Below are 24,152 nucleotides of genomic sequence, written 5' to 3' on the forward strand. Positions count from 1 at the left end.
AGCTTTGTAAAAAGTTGAAGGAAAAATGGTCTGTAGATTTTGATTTATCAAGTTTTTTATAAAAACATGAACCATATTTTTATAAGTTTAAAAAATACATATCTCCCTTGAAATTTGGGAATATTTAATTTAGTAGACGGCTAAATTATTGCCAGCCATCACATAATAAATAATCTTTATCTAAGATGAAAGGAGTACATAATATGTCAAACATGAAGCGAATAAAAGATTTATCCAACTATAAAGCAGTCTTACCTTATGCTAGTGAGCTATTCGGTGTTTATCATTCCTTGATTGGCTGGAATTCTAAAAGGAAGCATGATCGAATCAAAAAAAATACCGAGAATGATCATAAAAGATTATTTTCTCGATTAAGTCCATACCTTGAAGATGAAATAACTATTGATTTTAATGATGACTGTACAGTTGCAGTTCCTAACTTAGGACCGGCTGGGTTTGCTGGTCCCAAGTTAATTCCTCAGGATTCCATCGTACTTCAGCAAATTAGTCAAACACTTCAAGATTTTGGGAAAATACCAGTTACGGAAGATGATTGGCAACGCCTTGTCAATAACGATTTTCTATCAGAAATCCTTAAAACCAAGGTTCTTGAACATTACAATGAAATTTCAATCAACTGTTGCGAGAAAAATCAGATTATTCCGATTGAAGAAGCCACGGACACGGAGGATTCTTTACTTCCTTTTGAAAAATTGCAATATTGCAAAGAGGACGTAAGGAGTGGTATTAAAAATGAAGCAAAAATTGCAGGTGTTATCAAAGAGCTAGTTGCAAATGGTCGCGTTAATGAGCTAAACAATATCTTCTTTGATAAGATGGCCATAGATTCAAGACACTCTTTCTTACAAGCACTAAACAGGAAAGACATTGATTTTACAGATCCTTACTTGACATTCGATCCCAAAAAGGATGTAACAGACGCGACATTATCTCCGCTTGGCATGGTCCATTTATTCCGACAGTATTTCTTTGAGTTGGATACATTTCTTGGGACTCCAACAGGTCACGTGTGGCTAAGCCCTGGATCAACAGTAGAACTAATTGAGATTAGTACTCGAAAGACTACTACCGAGAGAACAATCGAAACACTTATTGAAAAAACGAAAAAGATAGAGACTGCAAAAACGAACCAGGATGATATAAGTGAAGCGGTGAAGGAAGAAAACAAAGAAGATCTTAAATTAGGTTTTACAACTACCGTGAATCAATCATGGGGGACTGGAGACGCTTCCGCTACAGCAAGCCTGAACATGGACAAGACACAACAATTGTCTAGGGAAACAACTCACAAAAGAATGAGAACACAGAGTGAAAAGTTATCGAGCGAAATACGTGAAAATTATAAAACGACTTTTAAAACTGTAAGTGAGGTCACAGATACGTCAAGTAAACGCCATATTTTAGCTAATAACACAGGAAAACTAATTAACTATGAATTGCGCAGAAAAATGAGACAAGTTGGTGTACAGGTACAGGATATCGGAACTTATCTATGTTGGGAAACATTTGTTGATACCCCTGGTAAAGACCTTGGACTCGCAGACTTGGTTCATTATGCACAACCGACTGATATTGTTCAAGTGCCTGATCAAACGGAAATCTCTGTACCTCCTGATCAATATATTCCGTGTAAAGCGACGAACGTAACGTGGAATTTTGGTAAAACGAGAAAGTATGACTTTGTAACACTTTCTATATTCGATGTTCCGCCGCCACCAGAAGGTTTTGAAGTCGTTGTGGAAAAAGATATTCCAGCTGTTCAGATTTCGGCTTCTGGTAAAGATTTCACACAAGTTTGGGGTTTTGGCGCTCGATTTAAGGATAAAGCACAGCTTGAAATAGGTGTCACTGCAGGTCCTCAAGGTATTTCTTGGGATGAGCGCGTTGACTTCGTGGTTGGTTTTACATTGAAATATACACCGACTCAAGCCAAAAGAGAAGAAATTAAAAATGCCAACTTAGAGAAAAAACGCGCTGGTGAGACTGCAAACAGGGAATATATGCGCAAATCCAAAGAAGCTTTTTACAAAGCTGTTAAGGAGCGCGTAGAATTTGCTAGAGATATCAATAAGCGTAAATTTGAAGATTTACGTGAAGAAGAACGTATCATTATTTACCGACAGCTGATAAGCTCCTTGATGACAAATGATCAGTACATCCAGGCAAGCGACAGTAGCCGCCACGTTCTCTCAGAGTTAATCAATTCTATCTTTGATATTGATAAGATGCTGTACTTTGTCGCTCCAGAGTGGTGGAAGCCCCGTAGGTATAAAAAGGATTTTGACGTACAGGATATCAAGAAACGGCTTGACGATAACCTCATTACTTGGTCTGACAGTGAGTTGCGGTCGGATAATTACTTGATTACAGAAAAGTCCTCTCCTGCGCCCATGGGTAGTTCGTTAGGTTGGCTTTTACAATTAGATGGTGACAATTTACGAAATGCTTTCCTCAACGCCCCTTGGGTTAAAGCAGTTATTCCTATTCGTCCTGGGAAAGAGCAAGCTGCTTTGAATTGGTTACAAAATACTAATATTGAGGGGATTGATGGCCTGAATGCTGAGTATATGGCTTCAGAAGATGAACTGAATCAAATCAAAACAAAGTTGGAGCTAGAAAGCGAAGAAACAGTCACTATAAAAAATGCAATCGATTTTCTTTGTATGCAAGTCGCTGAGAAACATGAGGAATCTAATCAAGTCCAGACATTTCCGGAAACTGAAGTTAATGATGATAACAAAGTTACTTCAACTCCAGTTGAAAAGGTCTTTGAGCATGGATTTTATCCGCTACAAGGTGGCTTCCGTGTAGACCCAAATGATTTAAATCGGGATCCTAACAATAAAGATAAGAACTTCCAAGTTTTCGACCAATGGATAGAAGTCTTGCCTACTGATCAAGTAGTTCCTGTAGAGGTTGCCTATAACCCGATTACAGGGAGACAAATACCTGTAGAGAGTACCTTCAACAGCCAAAAAAGTGAAGCGGAAACTGTAGAACCTAAAGTGATGGAAATAAACATTGATAATACCATTACAGATGTTGATATTTAGAATCGCTTCTTCTTAAAAAGAAAGAGGTTATTATAAAAGATACAAAATGTTAAACTCATAAAACTCAGTGATATCGGTACATGTTCATGATATTTTTGGGTTTTTATTTGGATATTTAACAGCGTGTTTTATAATTTGTAAAAATATGTAAATGCGGTTATACCTTTCACATATGAACCATCTTAAAAAAATCACATCAAAAGGTACAATTTTCCCGAAATGATATGGTGACACCCCGTGTAGTATAAGGAGGAGCCTGGCACCATGTCTATCATGCGGACATTTCGATATAATATTTGACAGTCTCTTCTTAAATATAATAAGAAAAGCAAAAAGAACTTGTAGGAATCCCTACAAGTTCTTTTTTAGATAATGTAAAAAAGTTAAAACAAACTATCTCATAATTTGAATCGAAGCAAACACTATAACCACGGGTTGATTTTATTATATACCAAATCTTAACGTATGCGCTTTAAATATTAGAAAATTATGTGAATTTAGAATAGAATAATAAATAACTATCTTAACCCCTGAAAATCCTAATTTAATATTCCAAACAAAATGTTTTAAATCAATATCTATATCGTAATAATTTATAGAAAATAAAATTATAGGTAAATAGAGAAGAATGGTGCATTCTTACAAAAATATATATACTGATATTCAAGATTAATTAACTATAAAAAAATGAATTTCATATTATAACTAACTATAATTCTTGAATATATGCAAATGAGATTTCTTATCTTTTTTACAAATATGATACAGAAGTTAGTTATGAAAAAATTAAACAAACGTTTGTTAAAATATTTTAGCTATGAAACAATGTTTGAGATATGAGATGAGTTATAGGGTTCAATGGTCCGCTTTGTTAAATTATGCTTCTACTATATAAATTTTATATAACAAAGAAAAAAGTACCTACTTACATAGGTACTTTATCGTATTTGACTAATGGATGCTTTGGGTGAATTTGTTTACTTAAGTTTATAGACATGTATGGTTACCCATGTTAAGAAACTTTGCAACAGAACCGATAAATGTCAATTCACAATTTCAAAGTGTACATTCCCAAAATTCCCACCTGGTAATGAATATTTAAAATGACCATCAGATGGAACAGCCATCAACCAATATTTTTCTGCACTGTTACGGCTAACATAAGACGTACGGTACCATGAATTGGATGATGTCCACAAAACAATTTGTGCTTGTGTTGCACCAACTGATGCTAGATTGGGAGTAATCTTAATCCGTTTACCCGTAGCATTTTTTAAAAATACATCATAGACAATTCCATAGTTTCCTAATAACTTTGAGTTTCCAATTACATTTGTACCTGTTTCGAATTCACCTGGATTGGCTGTGTATGCTGAAAGGTGAAAATTTGATACTGTCTTAGCATCTACAGTCAGCGTACGAGTATCAGAATTAAAGAACCCAGATGTCATATCATTTTTTGTAGATGTTGCTTTTGGTAGTTTAAATAGCTCGTTTAAATTGTATTTATTATCGGATACAAAGAAATTCCTTGCACTTAGCCCTCCTGATTGAGGGATAAATTTTACTTTTCCATTTACTATATATTGTGTTGGTGTAGCGATCGAAAGGATTACAACGGTTCCATTGGCAGGAATAGAAATTGTTTGATCGTTGTTACTGTTCCCAAAATCGCGAAGTAAAGAAGATGCTGTATCTACTGTATATTTACCTGCTAAGATTGCTTTGTTTTGGACTCTCACATTTGCTGTGTAATTATTATTATTTTTAATCGCTATCCCAACTCGTAAAGAAGCTCCAGTATAGTTGTGATGATAGAATTCAGAAACATAAGATGTGTTGTTTTGTAATGGTTGGTCTACTGTATATTTACCATACGGAGCTGTATTTACCATGTTCCCTTCAATGGATTCTGGATTATTTGAATAAATATATTTGCTTCCACCTGATGTCATATTCACTAAATATGAAGCGTCAACTGGTGTTGTAAAACCAATGAAACATATAACACTGAGTAAACCGACAAGCATTTGTTTTAATCTCATATTCTTTCATCCTCTCAATATTTCTTACCCTCTTTGAAAGCACCATCAGCTTAATAATATAAAACATTTACAAAATTTTCTATATTAGTAACGTTTTTTCAATACAAATCAGAAAATTCAATTTTATAAATTTGAATTCTACATATAAATATCAGTACTTTCGTTTTGATACAACGGTTGGTTGGAATGAAGCACTTTAACGTACAATATTCTTTTTTTGATATGGTACCCCCATCGTTATTAAGCTAACAAAGACGGGTTACCCCAAAACGAAATTTTGTGCTAATTTGTGACAGAAAAGCTCATTTTTTCGTTTTGGGGTATTTTCTCTCTAAACTTGATGGGCAGATTAGAACCACATGCCTTCAAGTTTAGGTTTTTAATTAGCTCTATAACGAAAGTTTTATGCATCGTTGACTACTGATAATAAAGACTATGCAAGTTGATAGGTAACAAAATAAACGAACACAATGAAGGAAAAAAGAAGATAAACTAATACCCTCTTGTCCACTATAAAAAGATTTTGATTATTAACTCGCCAGTTAATTTAAATGTATCTTTGTTAATCTCAAAATCCACTTGCAATTTACCAACTCTGAATTTTATTTTCATGTGCCCCACTCTCCTTTTTGATTTGATAAATCATTTTAGTTAATCGGACACGTAAATATAATTCTTAAGCTGTTCGAGTGTTTTTTATGTAAAAGTAGCGATTGTCAATAACAGTGGTTTGAATGTATACTTTTTCGGTTGTTTATTCGAAATACGAAGAAATGTTATAAACACAGTGATTGAAATAAAATGAAAGTAAACTTTTGGCTAAAAGTTTACATTGGATTTTTGAATCATTTTATAACTAATTTTGCAATAAATTTCTCAATATAGATATACTTGTTAATTATGGTTATAATATTCAAAATTAATAAAAAATAAATTATAATAAAAATATGATGGTTATCCTTTTGTTTACTCCTTGTGCTAAAGATAAGATCGTGTTCGCCGATCTTATCTTTTATTATTTGTGATTTTTGATATAAAAAAGAATCCTTATCATAAGGATTCTGCAACAGGAAATAACAAAATATAAACAATTGTAGATTTGAATTAAAGTTTAATTAAAAAGTGTGCCCAAACCCTCATTTTAAAGTAAAAAAATAGAAGCCATTTTGAAAAAAGATTGATTAAAATAACTTCTATATTTGTGCATACATATTGTGATTTTATAAAAAAGTTTGATAATTTCAACAAGCGAATAGTGAAGAATTGCTCCTGTTCCAGTATTATCTACATTTACTACATAAAATTTCGTTTGCTCTCTTAGCTAATACTTTATCTAATTGTCCAACAGGCATATTTTTTTCTTCAGGTAATACTAAAGAAACTGCAAATTGTTCACCATGTTCGATTGTTTTACCACATTGTGAACATACTAAATTTACATTTTTAAAATGATTTTTTAATTTATCTAACATATCATTTATTCCTCCTATTTGATTGTATAATATATAAAATTTAAATATCATTATATTTATTATACAAGATTAAAAAGAAAAGATGGAGTTAAATTCCAATTCAGCCCATCTTTAGCAACAACTATTTTGGGTATCTCCAGCATTTTGGAAAAACCTCACGCTAAGCAAAAAATACAATAAGCTGCCCATATGGGGGTACAGCCGCATGCCCATCAACTTAAGAATTGAGAATGCCCCCATTGCATTCTTTCCTGTTAGTCCATAATTACGGTCACTTGAATGATAAAAAGCCTATATAGAATGAATCATTCCATATAGGCTTCCATGTTAACTTAAAAAGTTATTTTAGTTTTTCTTTTATTTTTTGAGGTACATCCTCACTTTTAACTACTTCATATTTATTAATTAATGTGATTTTATTTGGTGTTTTTTTGTTTGCCTCTTTATCTTCGTCGGCAGTAATTTTTACATATGTTCCCTCTGCAATGGATTTATTATTATTTATACTAAACCGAATCGTTTTTTCTTCCCCATTTTCTTTAAATCCTTTTAAAGTATATTCAGATGCATCTCCTATATTATCACCTTGTCCTGCTATTTTCACATAATAAGTTTCTGACAAAAACTTTCCAACATAGCTACATCCTGTTAGTACACTCGTAAATATAATTCCAGTTATACCAATAGATGCTATACGTTTTAACATGTAATCTCTCCTTCAAATTATTTTAACTACAAATATTATTAACAAATATTTATATGTAACAATTATTTTGTAAAGTAATTTGAATTATAAATAACATTTCTTAATAATTACTAATCAAATTTCTTAATTTTTTCTTAATAAAAAAATTATTATATAGAGATTCATAGACTTTGATTCGGTATTCATAAAATAAGTTAATAGCAGGGATCATTTCGCTCCCATTGCCTTAAGAAATTTTATTACCCACAAGTATAAAAAAGCGTTATGCTTTCTACACAGGCTAGATGAGAAAGGGTGACATTTTGTTATGAATCTCTCGATTCAAGATGAACTACAACCATTTGTGGAAGAATTGCAACGATATATTAGGGTACAGACACATCGCTATCAAGCTAAGAAAAGCAAATACCCCAAAACGAGAAAATTGACATCTCCAGATGAAAATGTACAATTTTTTTTGTTTTGGGGATGCCTCAAAATATTAGCTTGATAGCAATGTGTTTCTACCTATATAAGTTCGTGAGCTACGGTACTATGACCATATCATACAGCTAGTTGAGTGTTCAAATGTTTTTGGATAAAGCTTTTGTCTTGATATTATATGAGCTCACTTTATTACTCCATAATTTTTAGATAATGAACGATTTTAGATTACCTAAAATCATCATGATATCCTAAATAATATTTAAAAAGCTAAGCCCATACATCGCAGCAACTGTAAAAATGACTGTCCATACTGCTAGACTGACCGTCATCCAACTTATGACGTGCGTCCGGTTAGATCCAAATGTTAAAGCTAATACGGCTGCAATATCAGTTCCTACGAGAATTGGAGCTAGAAGAGCCAAACCTGGAATACCATATCGTTCCCATATTTTTCTTGATCGGGTTTCTTTTTTAGAAGGTGTTGTTATACCTTTTTTTAGTTTTCTTGCTGCTTGCCATTTGGCATACTGTTTAAAGAAAAAACCGAGTAATAGAACTAAGATAAGATTTCCTGCAAATGCTGTTACTCCTACTGCAATTGGTTGTAACCCCCATGCGATACCAAGTGGTATAACGATTGATACATCCATCCATGGGGCAAAAGCTAAAAGAAATAACACTACATATTGCCATAATGCACCTGCATTTTGAGCCCACTCCACCATATTGTTTCATCCCCTTTGTTAAATACGATTTAAAATAAGAATAGTAGTTAACCAATAGACAGTGTATTGACCTGCACCTAGTAAACCAATGCACAATAACGGAACAAAATTATGTTGAGAAAAGAGGAAGCAAATCCCTGCCGTTACTGGAAGCGTAATGCTATAGTAAATATACACATTTCGACAAGCCTTATAGGTTACCCACTGCTGCCCTTCATCTATTTCACGAAATTCAGATGGTATAAAGCCAAATAACCTGATCTTATCATGAGGATTCTTTCGGTTATAAATTCTTGTGAGAATGAGCCATAAAAAAGTAACCGTCACTAAAATCCCGAAACATAACTTAGCTAAAATGACTTGTGTATTCATAAGAGAAAATAGTAAAAATGCAATAATCAACACAAATATACTGGCCCCTATGAGTGGGGATCTTAAAACCTGTTTTATCATAATCGTTCCTCTCCTTTTAAATAAAAAACCTCTTCTACGGTAACTTGAAATACAGCAGCTATTTTTAACGCCATAGTGACAGATGGAGAATAATCACCTTTTTCTATTAATCCAATTGTTTGCCTTGTGACCCCAATTGCATCAGCCAAGTCTTGCTGAGTCCATCTAAATCGTGCTCGTAATTCTCTAACTCTGTTTTCTAGCATCATAATTTCCCTTTCCTCATTTACAATTACTGTAATTGTAAATGATTACTAACAAAATGTAAATAATCATTTGCATTATGTAATTAATAATTGCTAAATACGACATAAATTCCCCCTAAGTTAAAAAGGGATCCCACCCCATCGCTATCAAGCCATCAAAACAAAATACCCCATAAAATGAAAAAATACGCTAAGCAAAAAATAAAATAAGCTGTCCATATGGACAGCTTATTTACATAATTTTCGTTATTGGGTGTTTTTGCCCATCCCCCGAAAAGGGGGAATAAGACAAAATATACCAACTGGATAGATGTATCTAGACGAGATACATGTAAAAACGGTTCATATACTGGATTGTATTTACATGTACTTTTTTTATTAAATCACTAATTTACGATAGACAAAAAGCTAATTTTATATCCATGTATAAGATAGAATTAGCTTTTTTAAATGTTTTAAATTATGTAATTGCTCTTTTTGTGCTACTTAGTTTGAAAATAATAAGGAGCTACTACCCCTTTTTCCAATAAACTTTGAACGCCATTAGGAAAGTAAAACATAATTTTTTCAGCTTCCTTTATGTTTATCCAACTAATATCAGTAATCTCATTTTGGTCTTGAATAGATATTTCTCCCCCTACTATTCTAGCTACAAAGGTAAAGATTACAGCATGTGCATGTGGAAAGAATTTTTCGTTAATAGCAAATATATTTTCAATTTCAACTGTTAACCCAGTTTCTTCAAATGTCTCACGAATAACAGCTTGTTCTAATGTTTCTCCAATTTCTCTTGCTCCTCCTGGAAGGCTCCATTCACTACCATTTTCACGTTTGTTTCCAACCATAAGAATTTTTTGATTTGTATCATCATAAATAAGCGCATATACTACATCGACTCGTTCCATGACTTCTCCTCCATTGAATAATTAAAATCTTTATAAATAGTACGCTAATAAAAAATCCTTGCCGCACATGAAATTAAAGTACTTGAATTTCATTAAACTAAAAGCACCTGCAAGCTAAATAAGTTTTAGATTAAAAGCTGAAGCCACTTATGTTCTGGTTCGTGTACTTCTAAAGCATATCGCAGCCATTTTTTCTTCTCATTATCAAGATAATCCTTTATAGCGATAAAGTCTTGATGGTCTTTTTCTCTTGTATTCTTCGCCTTATATAAAAGTACAATTTCTGGATTTAGATATGGAATACCTGTTTTAGTAGTACTCCAAACGGAATTGAGTGGGTAAGAAATCCTAAAGTCTCTTCTGAATATCCAATCATTTTCTTTTGTATCATTAAGAAGAATTTCTATTTTATCTCCGTTTAACATATTCAAAGCGTGTATTTCGTGAATTGGCAAATCTAAAAATTCATTTTCCCAAGTATAGAACTTACCTTTACTTACCTTTTTGAACTCCCATTCATTAAGATAATCTTTCAGATATTGTTGGTCTTTTCGAAAAACAGCAAACTCTATATCTTTATGTTCTCTTGTTTCCTCACCAATAAAAAGGTCAATCGCCCATCCTCCAGCAATAAACCACGTTCTATCAAAGCTTGACATTAATGAATTAATACTCTGACATTGTTCAAATGGCATATAAATCCCCCCAAAAAAGTTATCTAAAATCTATTCTCTTTTTGTACTCAAATTTCTTTTGTCTTCTTCAACCATCATCCCCGTGAGTCTAATTACAATAAAACAACTTTATTATTTTTCAAAGAATTTTATTGCAAATCAAACTACTTTATTATCTCTGTAAACTTCTTCTGAAAATAAACTTTAAATAAATTTAAACCTTCTACTTTAGTGAATGAAAAGAAATTTATTGTTCATAAATAATTTTACCCTTTGTACGGATTTCTTTTGAGACGCTAGCACTCCCAAAAAAGAGAGAATCACTATACTTAGACAGTTTTATACCATAGGGGTTTATCAAAATTAAAATAGTCATGATCCTGCAAAATAAAATCTATTCTTTCCAAAGCATCATCAAAGGATTGTTCGTCATATTCTTTAGTCCATACAATAGTAGAAAATATATTCATTGCTGCATAAAGAGCATATAGGCGCCAAAACGTATCGTCAGGTTCATTTGAAAAATAATTTTTAATTTGCCCAATAGAATAAGGGATACTAAGTCTTCTGCTAAACAATGAAAGATTATAAAAATCATGATATGGATCCCCAAAATCATAACCATTAAAATCAATTACTCCATTAAAGACACTATTTAAAGTTATTATATGCCCCAGATGAAAATCATCATGGAGTAAAGTTATTGGTCTATGTTTAAGAAGGTGAAGATTACTCTCAATAAAATTGATTATTTTATACTCTTTTGTAACATGAAAGCTATCCTTTTTATACTCATTTATATAATATCTAAATTTCTTTGTTTGGACTTCTTCCCAGTTAATGCTTTTGTGAACATTTAGTTGATGAATTTTTCGCAACTCTTTTCCTGCCGCAAAACCTAAAGTCAATTGTTCAGTATCCGATAGGTCCGTTATTATTTCACTAGCAGGTTTTCCTTCAATATAGCTTAATACCATTACAGATAAATTTGCTTCATTTACTAAAGTGTATTCAATTGCTTTCTGAGTTTGTACATCATATTTTTCCAACTCTTTGAGTAATGAAAATTCAAAACTTCTCTTTTCATTGTATTTCAAGTCTGATAGACGTATAAAGTATTTGTTTTTTCCAATGGTAACCATGTATTTTTTATCTGGGGAGTATCCGTTTTCAATTTTCTTTACAGATGAATACCCCTTAAGACTGGATACACCGTCTATTACATCTCCAATTAAAAAATTCAATTTTCCTCATCTCTCTTTCAATAATTCAGAAGATAAAAAATACTATATAAATAGGATACTGTCAAATTATCTTCTATAAATTTCGCTTGACTACATACAATCTTTTTTTGTAACAAAAACGAACGTTTATGTTGCGTTTTTTATTTGAAAATATGAAATATCTTAATCGTTGAACTAGATGTAACAAAATACTGTATCAAAAGTAATTCGTAACATTATCAGTAATAAGCCTTTTTGTTACGCCGAAATCCGATAATGGAAATAAAATACAGACTATGACCCAAAATTACATGTATCTCGTTCGAACCCCAAATAGTCTTTGAGATGAGTTTTGAAAGTTTTCTGATGAAAAATTGGCGATAATCGTTTTTGAAGTGATATTATAAAGTTATTATTTGGTAATTAATTCCCTCTTTTATTTGCTCATATAATTCTTCTTGTAAATTTCGTTATAAAATAATGACCTCATTAAGTGTCTGAAAATTATTAATGTTATGACTTGTAAATGAATGAAAGTATATATCAGGAAATTTATTTGAGAGGTGAGGTGGAAAAATGGAAGGCATGACACAATTGGAATATTTAACAGCAATTGCAATTCGGGATAATTATAGAGATGTTATAGAAATCAAAAGAAATGATCCTTGCCCTTGTGGTTCTGGATTGAAATTTAAAAATTGTCATAAGGATTCAGGAGATAAATGGGTGAAAGGCTATGAATTTGATGATGGGAATTTCTTGTATGAAAATGTGAGTTTAACTATAAATTTACTTGAAACTATTAAAGAAATTTTATTAAAATTGAAATCCTGTAACTCTATAGATGAAGAGGTTGGTTTAGAACTCATCGAGGAGTTATACACAGTATATGATCCAGCAATACGACAATTACAAAAAAATGCCCCGTGTCAAAAAGGGTGTACTGCATGTTGTTTTCAAGATGTTGCACTTCAAAAAATAGAAGTACAAAGAATTAGTAGATATATGGATAAACAAATAAAAAAAAATATTAAGCATAATTTAAAAGAAAAGAAAGTCAGAGAGGAAATTCCTTCATCACTTTGGAGAGATAGAAAAAATTCTATGGAGCCCTGCCCTTTTATTAATATTACAAAGGGAGAATGTTCAATTTATAGTGTTAGACCTTTTAAATGTAAATCCCATTTTGTTGCAAGTAGTCCTAGTTTGTGCAATGAGATAGAGGGGAAAATTACTCGATATGATGACGATAGATATATTATGCTTATGGAATTAGTAATAGCTTTAATTAATAAGCTGGTATATGATGATATCCATCCAACACTTATTCGAAATTTTTATCAAGAAATTTCGTTTAAAAAGCGTTTTTTTGGAATTACTAAGGATTTTACAGGGAAAATAATGAAAGGGTTTTGATTTAGAATATCCAGTACCGGATAGTCCTTATTTAGCAAAAAATTAGCCTTAACGTACACCAACGTCTCGAAACGTGTCCAAATTGTATCTAAACGTACAATTTTCTTTTTTTGATATGGTGAACCCATGCCCATCAACTTAAGAACGGAAATCCTAATTTCTTAAGTTGATGGGCATGTATGACGAACCCTTATAATATAATTTAACGGTATATAGTTTGGTGGTTCATAACTTCCATTAAGATATCTGCTATTAATTTTCCATTTTCGAAAATAATTTGGTTTTTAGTGTATGGATCTATATACTGTCCCAATCCTTTACTCAACATAATTTCCAGTTCATTATTATCTAAAATTCGACAAGATAGAATGGTAGGGTGTTTACTAAAAGCTCGATAAAAGTTTAAAGTTTGACTTAAAGAAGCGGCAAGCGGTCTAAGCATTTCATCATAGTAAGGAATCATATCTTCAGCTATTTTTTCGTTTAAGATAAAATTCATTCCATCATCTTTTATGTCAAATCGAAATAAAAAAATCAATATATTCCTCTCCTTTTATAGCATACAATTATTTTTTATATAGCAAGTGTAGAGATTGCTTGTTTGTAGATTAGTTGTTGTTTACCATGAACCATCATTAAGAGGGTAAATTTATCTGTTGCAAGGATCTGCCCATGTACTGGAACGCCATTTTTTAAATATACAGTAACTTCCCCTTTTTTTTCTTTCAAATGTTCATACATATCCTTTTGTAAATTAAACATGAAATGCGCCCCCTGGTTTCTTTGTATTTACTTTTCTTCTAATACCTGTTGCTTTTCACTGTTGGATATTTGTGATTCCCATTCACTTTCTATTTTTCTAAACCATCTTCCTATTTTGCTTATATAATATTTTTTTACTTCACCATAAGGAATCCAAATTTCACGTTCGTGTATTTGATTCATCACTTCATGAAGAATCTCATCATGTTCATACTTTTTAGGTTTTCTATGATGTGTTTTTACAAACTGTGTATATTCTCTACGTAACCAATTAGAAATATGTTCTTTTTGTTTTTGCTTGAGATGTGACCATTTTTTATTTGTTTGAAGGATTTTTCCATTTACTTTTATATGGTTTTTCATCGACACTCATCCCCTTTTACTAGCAAAACGAATATATAACTATCGTATCACATTTTAATTGAAATACGGCTCTAGGTACATATTTCGCAAGAAATCTATCCAAAATAATATCTCCATTTCACACAAAATAGTATCCAAAACAGACGAGACCGAATCCATTAAGCGGATTAATTAGGTACAAAAATTAAATGTAGACTATTGTTTCTTTAGTTTGTTTTTTTATTAAACATTACGGTACGTGAAATTTTATATTTCCTTGTTAAAAAAGCCCCCATAGATCGTACACCTATGAGGCCTAGTGACAGGGTTGCTGCTCTAGTCCGCAGTAGTACATCCACAATAAGGTGATTTTATATTGTATTCGTTTATTTTGAGTCGTGTATCTTCCTATATAAAGAGGATCTAGATACACTCGTAATTTCACAAATCTGTTTTACTGTCATATTTCCTTCTTCATAAAGCTTCATTGCGTAATTCATTCCTGCGTGTTTTTCATGATACTTTTTTACTCTTCCTTGATATTTCCCCTCTTTTTTAGCAAGATTAATTCCCTCACGTTGGCGCATTCGTATTAAGTCCCGTTCTAATTGATTTACTCCTCCCATTACTGTCATTAAGAAATGACTATATGGATTTTCTTCAGATAAATCTAACCAAGTATCTTTTAATGATTTTAAGTTTACTTGTTTATTTTTTATGTAATCAACTAATTCAAATAAATCTCTTGTACTTCGAGTAATTCGCGTTAAATCTGTCACATAAATAACGTCTCCTTCTTTAAGGTCACCCAACATATTTTGAAGTTCAGGTCTATCTTGTGTAGCACCTGATACTTTTTCTTGATATATGATATCTACTCCGATTTCTTCCATCTGCTGTAATTGCCGCTTTGGATTTTGATCTACAGAACTTACTCGTACATACCCTATTTTTCTCATATTTCACACTCCTATTTTGAAACAAGTCATATGGGACACTCCGAGATACCATTATACCAGAGTTATAGAAATATCCCAATAGAGTAGACTCTATTGGGATGAAAGTGTATTACACGGAATTACACACGAAAATTAATTGAATAATATGAATTTTCTTGAAAAAATACATACCTCTCATATCATAGATATATTTCTCTTCGAATTCATATATAATTTTCATTATCAAATATTTACACTGGAGGTAATTATATGAATTTGTAAATAGAAAGTTTATATATATATTATTTCATAAATTAGAGAGGGTGTATTGTAATGGTAAAACGAGATATTTCTCCAAGAGATCTTGGAGGTAAAGAAGATTCCCCATTCTTACTTTCTAAAGAAGAATGGATTACAATTCAAAAATATACAGGTGATGGAGCATATGTGCCTGTAAATGAAGCTGAAATGCGTAAAGCTTTAGCACTTTCATCTTCAGATGAAATGCCAGATTTTAATGAATTATATTCTGTTTATACAAATGTTAAAAATCACTGTCAAAATTGGACGGATAACACATATAGAGAAGTTCTTGGAGTTGCTAATGAAATTGTAAATTATGCAAGGAGAGCAAAAGTTTACTACAAACCATTAATCGATTATTTACCAGCTATTATAGATGGCGATACTGAGGCTTTAGAAATGTTTAAGAAAATTTGTGAGAGGCTAGCAAAGGAAGCAGCTGAATTTCGTGATCATGCCGGTTCATTAGCAACCATGATTGGAACATTTGCAACTGATACGGCAAATGATTATCAGAGTTTAATAGTGGTTAAGGACAAATATGATAAAAAATATGGTGAACATAGTGAAGAAGTAAAACAACTTAGAGCTTCGGTAGAGCGATTACGGGAAGACTTAGAGGAGTATATGGATGAGTATGAGGACTATCAATCTCAATCATGGTTATCTCTGTTACTTGGTCCTATTTTTGGATTTGTATTAAAAGGGATTCTCGACAGTACAAAAGGTAAAGCATTAAAAGCTCGAATTGATGCTACAAAACAACAAATTGAAGAATCTGATAAAATAATTCAAAGAAATGTTTACCTGATGTCTTTACTTGATAAAACTGATACAGGCACGGATAAAATCCAAGAGCAAATGGCTGCTGCGCTACCTGTAATACAGAAAATTCACGGTATTTGGAATTCTCTTCATAGTGATCTTGATGAACTTTCCAAAATTGTGATGGAAGATATTCATGATGATCCAGAATTTGCTGATCTTGGAGTTGAATTGGCTATTATGCAGTGGGAAGCTGTTGGGAAACAAGCGGATGACTTCCGAGTTAATGCAGATGTTGGGTTTGTTGTTGAACAATACACAGCTTAAGTATGAAATATTAATGTCACCTTTAATATAAACCGCTCTAATATAGCAATAAATGATAAAAATACAGTTCGGGCAATAAATCTAGAGACAAAAGAAGAATAAGAAGGATAAATTTTCATTTATTCCATACATTCTTTCTTTTGTCTCTCATTTTTTAAATGGAGGAATTCATAATGGTTCGTAGTATTGATTATAAAGCTTTGTATGAGGAATTATTAACAAAACAACAAATTCCAGGAGCTTCTTACTTAAATGCAACAAGAACAAAATATGAAATTCGTGATTTATTCGTTGACTTAGGAGAAGTATTTGAGTCAATTGAGGACGATGAATTAACACCAAGAATGATTTCGATCCTTGCGGATGTTGTTCGAATTCCTGACAAATTTATTTGTACTTTACAAGATATACAACTAGTTATTAGAGCAAGAAGAGTGGAAATACAATCAGAAGGGACCGCAGAGATTTTACTAGATTATAAAAATGGAGGCAAGTTAGCTCAGTTGACGATATATGGCAATGAACTTTCTGGAGTGTTACATGCAACTCCAATCTACAATCAAAGTTCTCCACCTCCGTATTCTATAGAACTGAAAAATAAAGGCGTAAGATTGTCCGATAAGGATGGGGTATTTACTGCAGAAGAAATTACATACGTAGTCCCAACACCGCAACTTCCAAAGCTGTTTACTTCTGTTTTCCAAGTAGCATGTCTATTTTTTGAATCCAGACCAGATATAGCGGCCAATCAGTTAAATTGGTTAAAGATATTTACGACTCAATATGACGGACTAACTTCATTGTGTGTACAAAGCACTTCATTGTTGGCTATTTTAACTGCTAATCGTGGTGATAATACGTTTGTGCCCCTTTTAGATAAAGAACTCTACAGAGATGAAATTAATGCTTTTTTGGGAGCCGCGCAGCAATTTGAGGCACAATATCATCGTTACTTAGATAAAAATTTGTCAATTGAAGATCGCAAAAATGCAGCCTTGCTCATGCTAAAACATGAACAAGATACCCTATTATTTAAAGAAACATTAATTAATCAAGCAAAAAACAATTTAAAAAATTCTCGAGATGCCATTGAGACATCTTTACGCCAATTTGAGAAACAGCAACATGTCTTAACATTATCTAGAATTGAGTTCGAGTATGGACTTAAGAAATATGAATATGAACAACAGCTGAGATTAGCTTTCAAAATGGTAAGTACTGTACTAAATTTCGCACAATCTATGGGTTCCATAATTGCTTCCGGAGGAGCTTCTGCCCCCGGAGAGATAATAGGAATAATTAATGCTTTAAAGGAAATTATAGAAGCCGGTGGTGAGCTATCAGCATTAGCTCAAGCATTAAAGGAAAGTATGGAAAAACTAAATGACCTTGTTGAATTAATTAACAAGGTATATGCATTAGCAGAAGATATATCAGAGGCATCAGGAGATATGCAATTCCCAGATGATTTATTTGAAAAAATTAAAGATACTGAGTGGGATATTCCTCAAGAAGATTTAACTGGTAAAGCAACTTGGGACATATTTAAGTTAAAGACAGCTGCAGCTTTAGACGATGCAATTAAGAAAGAAATTGAAGGTGCTAGGGCATATCTACTAGAGTTAGACATTTTAGCTGTATATGGACAAACACTCGCTTCAAATCAAGTAGCTGTCATTCGTTGTGGCCAAGAACTATTCCGTCTGTTAATTGAAAAACATATCCATCAAGCTGACCTTGCAAGATTAGAAGAGTATATTAGAAATCTAGAGGGACAAGAATCTGAAAATGAAGAAATGGAACAAAAGTTGTATCAACGTTATATAGACATGAAGCAAATTCTATTTGTGGCATTAGCAAATTACAAACATGCTTATAAATATTGGGCTCTCCGAGACTCAGATGTAAACCCAAATATCTTAAAAGATGTATCCGAACTAAAAGTGGATGTGGCAACAATACAAACTGATTGTATGCGGGCTTTAAAACAATTTAATCCACCTCCTCAACTCTTTCAAAATAGAATAGTAGAAATTACAGATTCGAAAATTCTAGAGTCATTGAAGGAACAAAGAGAAGCTTCGTGGGAAATCAACTTAAACGATTCCCTTTTTGAAAATGAGTATCGTGTTCGCCTCAAATTAATGCGAATTTGGTTAGATGGAATTGACGCTACTTCTAAAGTACAAATACGGATTACAAATTCAGGACACTATTATGATAATTATATGGAGAAAAAGTTTCAATTTAATTCGGAATCCTTTAATCGAGGATTTAGTTATCAAGGCGTTACCATTATTACTGATGGAATCATTGCGGACGAATTTGCTTACGATTACTTTATTCCAAACCCTTACACAACTTGGACAATTAAAGTTCATGATGGTCCAGGTCCAGATCTTTCCAATGTGACAAAAATTAGAATGGAGTTAGCAGGTTCTCTTGTTGCTAATTATAAGAAAAATAGTCCAGTTTAAATGATTTAATAAAATCTGTTTAAAAGGCAATGAGTAAATACAACTAACAATTATCTAGAGAGGTGTTCATATGAACCATTTAGCCTTTTCTCCACGAGAATTAGGAGGGAAAAATTCTCCTTTTCTCCTTACGATAGAAGAATGGCGTTCATTCGCTAATTATTTAAACAAATGGATCTCAGCACCGACTAGTATCGATCAAGTGAAGGAAAGAATATATCTCATACTCGACGGAAAAGTCAAAAGTAATTGGGATAGACTCATCACAACTTCTACTTTTCGTAGATTAGTTGAAGAAGCAATTACAACGAAGTTAAACGTTATAGAAAAATGTAGGTTCTGGGACAATGGAGGGCATAAAGATATACTTATCATTGCTCAAAATATTGTTGTCTTTGCGGATTTAATTTCTATTAAATATCATAATGATCTTAATCAAGTAATATCGGAAGCACAAGCTGGGAAATTATCCCCAAATACAAAATCTAAATTCGTAAATATATGTAAAGATCTATCTAGTCACGCACAAACATATTATCAACAGTCTCAATCTATGGAAACATCCCTTTCCGAATTTTATTCAGAGATTCAAAAATACGAAGAAACAGTACAAACTTGGTCATATCTGATGTCACAGTTACCATTGCAAAATTCAAATGATTTCGTTGTCGCACAAAACACGGTTGTCTATTTAGTAGCTCCAGTCATGAGTTTGGTTCAGTATAAAGATTCCGTGTGCACTGTTATTCGAAAAGTCCATAGAATATGGAGCGCTATATCTTATGATTTAAAAGAACTAGCAGATAATATTGAGGATATCGAAAATTTGGAGGAGTTCATTGCTGCTTTAGAGTTTGAATTGGCCTTTGAAGATTGGAAAGCAATTCGGGATGAAGCGGAAAATTTTTATAAAAATGCAGAGAACTTTTCTTGAAGAAAAACATTTATAAATGGAGAAAAAGTTTCAATTTAATTCGGAATCCTTTAATCGAAGATTTAGTTATCAAGGAGCTACCATTATTACTGATGGAATCATTGCGGACGAATTTGCTTACGATTACTTTATTCCAAACCCTTACACAACTTGGACAATTAAAGTTCAGGATGGGCCAGACCTTTCTAACATAACAAAAATCAGAATGGAATTAGCAGGTTCTCTTGTTACTAATTATAAAAAAAATAATCCTGTTTTAAATCATTTAATAGAATCACTCTAAAATGGAATGAGTAATATAACTGGAAAATATCTAAAGGGGTGTTCATATGAATCATTTAGCCTTTTCTCCACGTGAATTAGGAGGGAAAGATTCTCCTTTTCTCCTCTCAGTAGAAGAATGGAGAAATTTTTCTAATTATATGAAAAAATGCATCTCACTACCAACTACTCAAAGCATTCTACAGGAGAGAATATCTAATATAAATAACGGACAATTAACACAAAGTTGGTTTAACCTCATAGAAAGAGATACTGCATATTCTACATTGGTACTAACAGGTACAGAAATGACTACTAGGGTAAAAGAAGCCTCTGGATTTTGGGGCACTGGAGGACGTGCAGCAATAATTGCTCTCGCTCAAAATATTATAACTTATGCAAATCTGATTTGTATTAAACACCGTGATGATCTTAATCAAGTTCTATTGGAAGCACATAATGGAAATATGTCTCCAAGTACTAAAACTAAGTTTATAAATGTATGTAAGGATTTATCTGAACACGCCCTAAGATATCATCTAGAGTCTCAAACGATGCTGACATATCTATCTGATTTTTATACAGTAATTGGAGATTGTAAAGATACACATCAAAGTTGCCTAAATTTGATTCCACGCATAGCAATAAGAGATCATCTTGAATATGCCGTTGTACATAATACGGGAACTTTTTTATTAGGTGCAATTAGCAGTGTAATTCCTTCTGAAACAAAGATTTTACCTGTAATTCGAAAAATACATCTAATATGGAGTGCTATCTCTTATGATTTAAAAGAATTAGGGGAGAACATGAGTGAGGATTTAGTTAGTCTTCCTGATATTATTGCTGCACTAGAGCTTGAATTAGCATTTGAAAATTGGAGTGTAATTCGTGAGGAAGCTGAAGAATTTCACAAAAATGCAGAGAACTTTTCTTGAAGAAAAGCATTTATAAGTAGATATTGATAGTTAACTTATATACGATTTTTTTAATAGAAGTCACATTATAAAAAAGCTCAGAAACCTCTGTTTTTGAGCTTTTTTGTTTTTTCTATTTATTTGGCTTAGGTGAACGATTATCATATCGAACCGTAGCATCTTAAAAAAATTCATGCTATTTTCAGTTTAATAGGGATTCTTTGATTCATATTTAATTTAAAGGTGCCGTATGGATTAATATGATTATAAAATAATGGTGTTAACCCTCGGAAATCTTCAGGAGTCATTTTGTTAAGTAAATATTTATTATTGTCATACAAGACTTCTTGAACCATTAATGTATTCATAAATACCAAACAATTTTGTAATAATTGAAGTGATAATGCAGATACTTCTTGGTCTTCTAAAGAATTAGACCGAATTTCGCTATTTTTCCCATAAAATATATAGCTATTAACGGAATTCCAATGTTCAACAGTGTTTAAACCTTCATGAATTTCTCGACGAATTTCTTCAAAATGTAAATAATCACACAAGAAAATCGTTTTCATTGCTTTTCCTAATTCACACAGTGCTTGATAAGTTGGATGTTGTGTATCTCTAGTAAATCTTTTTAAAATCGACTCTGCAGAAGCTGTTCCTAACCGTAAAGCAGTTGCAAACTTAATAATTTGTTCATATTGTTGACGAATGAGATCCCAGTTAATTGGTCTACTTAATACCTCTTGTAATTGTGGATACGCCTCATTCATGCCAGTTTCCGGCCGATATAACTTTTGCGAACCAATATTTTTAAAGCGTGGCATCAGTTTAAAACCAAGTAAATGACAAAAAGCAAAAGCAACAACACTTTGTCCGTGTGTATCCACATAATTACGGTCAACTTCCATATCTGTACAATGACGGAGAACTCCTTCCATCATAGAAGCAACTTCAGATGATAGGCAAGATTTAACTTGCGAATAAATACATGCAGATTTCCGATCTGTATGCCAATAAATCATAATGCCACGTCCCTTATAACGAGGATGCCATTCCGTAAGTAAATTTTGATCCCATGTACCAAACTTTTTTGAATCTGATGCACAAGCTGTTGTGGCTGAACCCCATACTTCTTGCATTCGATGAGAGATAATATGGTTTGTTACAGTTGCATTTGCTTTGCGTAAATGCTCTTTATGTATAAATTTATATCGAATATAGCGTAGTTCTCGATAACTATCCTTATGGCTACCAGTCGATACAGCTTTCAAACCTGTATTGGTACCTAAACCAAATAAACTAAGAAGAAGTCGTCTTTGAACGGTTTCTCTATCTAATATCTCCCGATCTGCTGTTGTTTTAAAGTGTTTTGTAAACCCTGTATGAAAATCTGTTTCTTTCACTAAATCTAGTAAATTCATATCAGACCAACGGTCTTTAATTTTATTTTTAATTTGCACTAAAGATTGAGGTTCTGGCTGTTTATCTAATGGGGTAACTCGAATCCATCCTTTCTTATTTTTTGCAATAATCTTTATTTTTTGGTTACTTTTATCTTCGAATCCTTGGTTTAGCATATTTAGTTTTTCTTTCATGGTTTGTACGACCTGTGAAATAAATGGTTCTACATCAAGTGGCATTTTGAGAGCTTGAAAATAGTTCGTTTTTTGTTCTTCAAAATCTTGAGGTAAGTCTTCATCAGGATTACGATAACGATTTGCACCTTCGATCCAAATCTCTTTACAACGAAGACGAATGCGAAGAGATTGTAAAACAGCAATTTCATATCTCATCTTATTTATTCTTTCTATGCCGTTATTATCTTTTTCGATAATAATATCTTTCCATTTTGGCTGGATTACACCATCTATAGGAACTTCATCTTTTACTAAAAAATATCGTTGACCACTTGTTTCATGATTACAAATGAATTGAATTGCCTCAATAATTGGTTGATGAGATGGATTGTTAGAGCGAAAAGTAAGATTTGTTAAAATAGCAAAAAAGGCATTTCTATAATGTCCTCGATAAGAAGAATGCATCTTCATATAAATTTTCTTCTTATAGGGGTCACAACACATGCCCATCAAGCTAAGATTTTGAAGTACCCCCAAACTATAATTTTTATTTTTTTTAAATTGATTGGTAGTAAACCAAAAAGGCTGGCGAATTGCCAACCTTTTTGGTTTTTAGAGTTTTAATTTTTTGTTAACAAACCAATAATAACCAAAATAATAACAAATAGTGCACCTAATATTATATGTTTGTTTCTCTTAATAAATTGACTAAATTCATTTCCCTCAGTTGTTTCCTCCTCAAATTTATCTACTTTTCTTTTTTGAACAACGAGGGTAGTAAAATAAACAGTATTACCTAGACACAAAATTAAGAATGCATTACCTAAATGAGCATTTCTAAAATTGTCAAATAATGACCAAATTAGTAATGCAATTGTGTAAAACATGAAGGCATTCTTACCAGCTTTAGCTACTTGGTATTGTTCCATTTCATCTTGTTTTCTAAACTTCATAAAGTTCTCTGCCTCCTTATTATTAAACTCCTTATGTTAATCTAACGTGAAAATATCTTCAATTCTTGTACTAAAATAACAAGATAGTTTTAATGCTAGTTCTAAACTTGGATTATAATGATTATTTTCAATCGCTACAATGGTTTGCCTAGTTACTTGTAAATCCTTAGCCATCTGAATTTGTGTAATATTATGTTGTGTGCGTAATTGCTTAATTCGATTTTTTACCCCCATTTTTCCACCTACAATGTAAAGATATCTTTACTAA

At 32.3% G+C, this 24,152-nt stretch carries 21 protein-coding genes and 2 pseudogenes; 7 read left to right on the top strand and 16 right to left on the bottom strand.

What is annotated here, in order from left to right:
• Window positions 1-203: 203 nt before the first annotated feature.
• On the top strand, window positions 204-3,074 hold the full coding sequence (locus JDS98_RS16090; protein WP_199634038.1) for a peptidoglycan-binding protein: 2,871 nt from the start codon (window positions 204-206) through the stop codon (window positions 3,072-3,074).
• A gap of 1,043 nt (window positions 3,075-4,117) precedes the next feature.
• Here JDS98_RS16090 and JDS98_RS16095 read toward each other — a convergent pair.
• The 9 genes from JDS98_RS16095 to JDS98_RS16135 form a co-directional block, all read right to left on the bottom strand.
• Window positions 4,118-5,119 (bottom strand): hypothetical protein, encoded by a 1,002-nt coding sequence (locus JDS98_RS16095; RefSeq protein ID WP_199634039.1) that lies wholly within the window; start codon window positions 5,117-5,119, stop codon window positions 4,118-4,120.
• Between the two features lie 1,280 nt (window positions 5,120-6,399).
• Window positions 6,400-6,591 carry a hypothetical protein gene (locus tag JDS98_RS16100; protein ID WP_097998638.1) on the bottom strand — a complete coding sequence of 64 codons (192 nt, stop codon included), beginning with the start codon at window positions 6,589-6,591 and terminating at the stop codon, window positions 6,400-6,402.
• A 340-nt stretch (window positions 6,592-6,931) separates the two neighbouring features.
• Window positions 6,932-7,297: a DUF1093 domain-containing protein gene (locus JDS98_RS16105; protein ID WP_199634040.1), complete on the bottom strand. Its 366-nt coding sequence runs from the start codon at window positions 7,295-7,297 to the stop codon at window positions 6,932-6,934.
• Between the two features lie 674 nt (window positions 7,298-7,971).
• The gene (locus JDS98_RS16110; RefSeq protein ID WP_000230641.1) at window positions 7,972-8,448 is read right to left on the bottom strand and encodes a small multi-drug export protein; all 477 of its coding nucleotides are present in this window, start codon (window positions 8,446-8,448) and stop codon (window positions 7,972-7,974) included.
• Window positions 8,449-8,466: 18 nt separating this feature from the next.
• A complete protein-coding gene (locus JDS98_RS16115; protein ID WP_000595644.1) occupies window positions 8,467-8,901 on the bottom strand; it encodes a hypothetical protein in 435 nt (144 codons plus the stop codon).
• Window positions 8,898-9,110 (bottom strand): helix-turn-helix transcriptional regulator, encoded by a 213-nt coding sequence (locus JDS98_RS16120; protein WP_000979036.1) that lies wholly within the window; start codon window positions 9,108-9,110, stop codon window positions 8,898-8,900. Before JDS98_RS16120 ends, JDS98_RS16115 begins: the two co-directional genes overlap by 4 nt.
• Before the next feature lie 479 nt (window positions 9,111-9,589).
• A complete protein-coding gene (locus JDS98_RS16125) occupies window positions 9,590-10,012 on the bottom strand; it encodes an NUDIX hydrolase (protein ID WP_199634041.1) in 423 nt (140 codons plus the stop codon).
• Window positions 10,013-10,137: 125 nt separating this feature from the next.
• Window positions 10,138-10,707 carry a nucleotidyltransferase domain-containing protein gene (locus tag JDS98_RS16130; protein ID WP_199634042.1) on the bottom strand — a complete coding sequence of 190 codons (570 nt, stop codon included), beginning with the start codon at window positions 10,705-10,707 and terminating at the stop codon, window positions 10,138-10,140.
• Between the two features lie 308 nt (window positions 10,708-11,015).
• On the bottom strand, window positions 11,016-11,930 hold the full coding sequence (locus JDS98_RS16135) for an aminoglycoside phosphotransferase family protein (RefSeq protein ID WP_199634043.1): 915 nt from the start codon (window positions 11,928-11,930) through the stop codon (window positions 11,016-11,018).
• Window positions 11,931-12,485: 555 nt separating this feature from the next.
• Between JDS98_RS16135 and JDS98_RS16140 the strand changes: the two genes are divergently transcribed.
• Complete coding sequence (locus tag JDS98_RS16140; RefSeq protein ID WP_144524346.1) at window positions 12,486-13,325, top strand: YkgJ family cysteine cluster protein; 840 nt, start codon at window positions 12,486-12,488, stop codon at window positions 13,323-13,325.
• A gap of 202 nt (window positions 13,326-13,527) precedes the next feature.
• Here the strand turns inward: JDS98_RS16140 and JDS98_RS16145 are convergent, their stop codons facing one another.
• From JDS98_RS16145 to JDS98_RS16160, 4 genes are all read right to left on the bottom strand, one after another.
• Window positions 13,528-13,863 carry a hypothetical protein gene (locus JDS98_RS16145; protein ID WP_199634044.1) on the bottom strand — a complete coding sequence of 112 codons (336 nt, stop codon included), beginning with the start codon at window positions 13,861-13,863 and terminating at the stop codon, window positions 13,528-13,530.
• Window positions 13,864-13,898: 35 nt separating this feature from the next.
• The gene (gene hfq, locus JDS98_RS16150; protein WP_199634045.1) at window positions 13,899-14,087 is read right to left on the bottom strand and encodes an RNA chaperone Hfq; all 189 of its coding nucleotides are present in this window, start codon (window positions 14,085-14,087) and stop codon (window positions 13,899-13,901) included.
• 27 nt (window positions 14,088-14,114) lie between these two features.
• Window positions 14,115-14,450 (bottom strand): transposase, encoded by a 336-nt coding sequence (locus JDS98_RS16155; protein ID WP_199634046.1) that lies wholly within the window; start codon window positions 14,448-14,450, stop codon window positions 14,115-14,117.
• A gap of 365 nt (window positions 14,451-14,815) precedes the next feature.
• Entirely contained in the window at window positions 14,816-15,388 is a 573-nt protein-coding gene (locus JDS98_RS16160; RefSeq protein WP_078205544.1) for a recombinase family protein, read from the bottom strand.
• Window positions 15,389-15,700: 312 nt separating this feature from the next.
• On the opposite strand from JDS98_RS16160, the gene JDS98_RS16165 reads away from it, so the two are divergent.
• The 5 genes and pseudogenes from JDS98_RS16165 to JDS98_RS16185 all read left to right on the top strand — a co-directional run bounded on the left by JDS98_RS16165 (window position 15,701) and on the right by JDS98_RS16185 (window position 21,372).
• Window positions 15,701-16,762, top strand: a complete 1,062-nt coding sequence (locus tag JDS98_RS16165) for an alpha-xenorhabdolysin family binary toxin subunit A (RefSeq protein WP_199634047.1) — start codon at window positions 15,701-15,703, stop codon at window positions 16,760-16,762.
• 173 nt (window positions 16,763-16,935) lie between these two features.
• Complete coding sequence (locus JDS98_RS16170; RefSeq protein WP_199634048.1) at window positions 16,936-19,239, top strand: hypothetical protein; 2,304 nt, start codon at window positions 16,936-16,938, stop codon at window positions 19,237-19,239.
• Window positions 19,240-19,309: 70 nt separating this feature from the next.
• Window positions 19,310-20,173, top strand: coding sequence for a hypothetical protein (locus JDS98_RS16175; protein ID WP_098016214.1), 864 nt, complete (start codon window positions 19,310-19,312; stop codon window positions 20,171-20,173).
• A gap of 16 nt (window positions 20,174-20,189) precedes the next feature.
• Window positions 20,190-20,456, top strand: a pseudogene (locus JDS98_RS16180) (hypothetical protein); the annotation flags it as partial.
• Between the two features lie 46 nt (window positions 20,457-20,502).
• Window positions 20,503-21,372 carry a hypothetical protein gene (locus JDS98_RS16185; RefSeq protein ID WP_098016212.1) on the top strand — a complete coding sequence of 290 codons (870 nt, stop codon included), beginning with the start codon at window positions 20,503-20,505 and terminating at the stop codon, window positions 21,370-21,372.
• Between the two features lie 170 nt (window positions 21,373-21,542).
• Here JDS98_RS16185 and JDS98_RS16190 read toward each other — a convergent pair.
• The 3 genes and pseudogenes from JDS98_RS16190 to JDS98_RS16200 all read right to left on the bottom strand — a co-directional run.
• Window positions 21,543-23,420 (bottom strand): annotated as a pseudogene (locus JDS98_RS16190) (Tn3 family transposase); the annotation flags it as partial.
• Window positions 23,421-23,551: 131 nt separating this feature from the next.
• Entirely contained in the window at window positions 23,552-23,884 is a 333-nt protein-coding gene (locus JDS98_RS16195; RefSeq protein WP_098645570.1) for a hypothetical protein, read from the bottom strand.
• Between the two features lie 36 nt (window positions 23,885-23,920).
• Window positions 23,921-24,118: a helix-turn-helix transcriptional regulator gene (locus JDS98_RS16200; RefSeq protein WP_199634049.1), complete on the bottom strand. Its 198-nt coding sequence runs from the start codon at window positions 24,116-24,118 to the stop codon at window positions 23,921-23,923.
• Between the last annotated feature and the right edge of the window lie 34 nt (window positions 24,119-24,152).

Source organism: Bacillus cereus group sp. N11, from assembly GCF_016483605.1.
GTDB lineage: Bacteria > Bacillota > Bacilli > Bacillales > Bacillaceae_G > Bacillus_A > Bacillus_A toyonensis.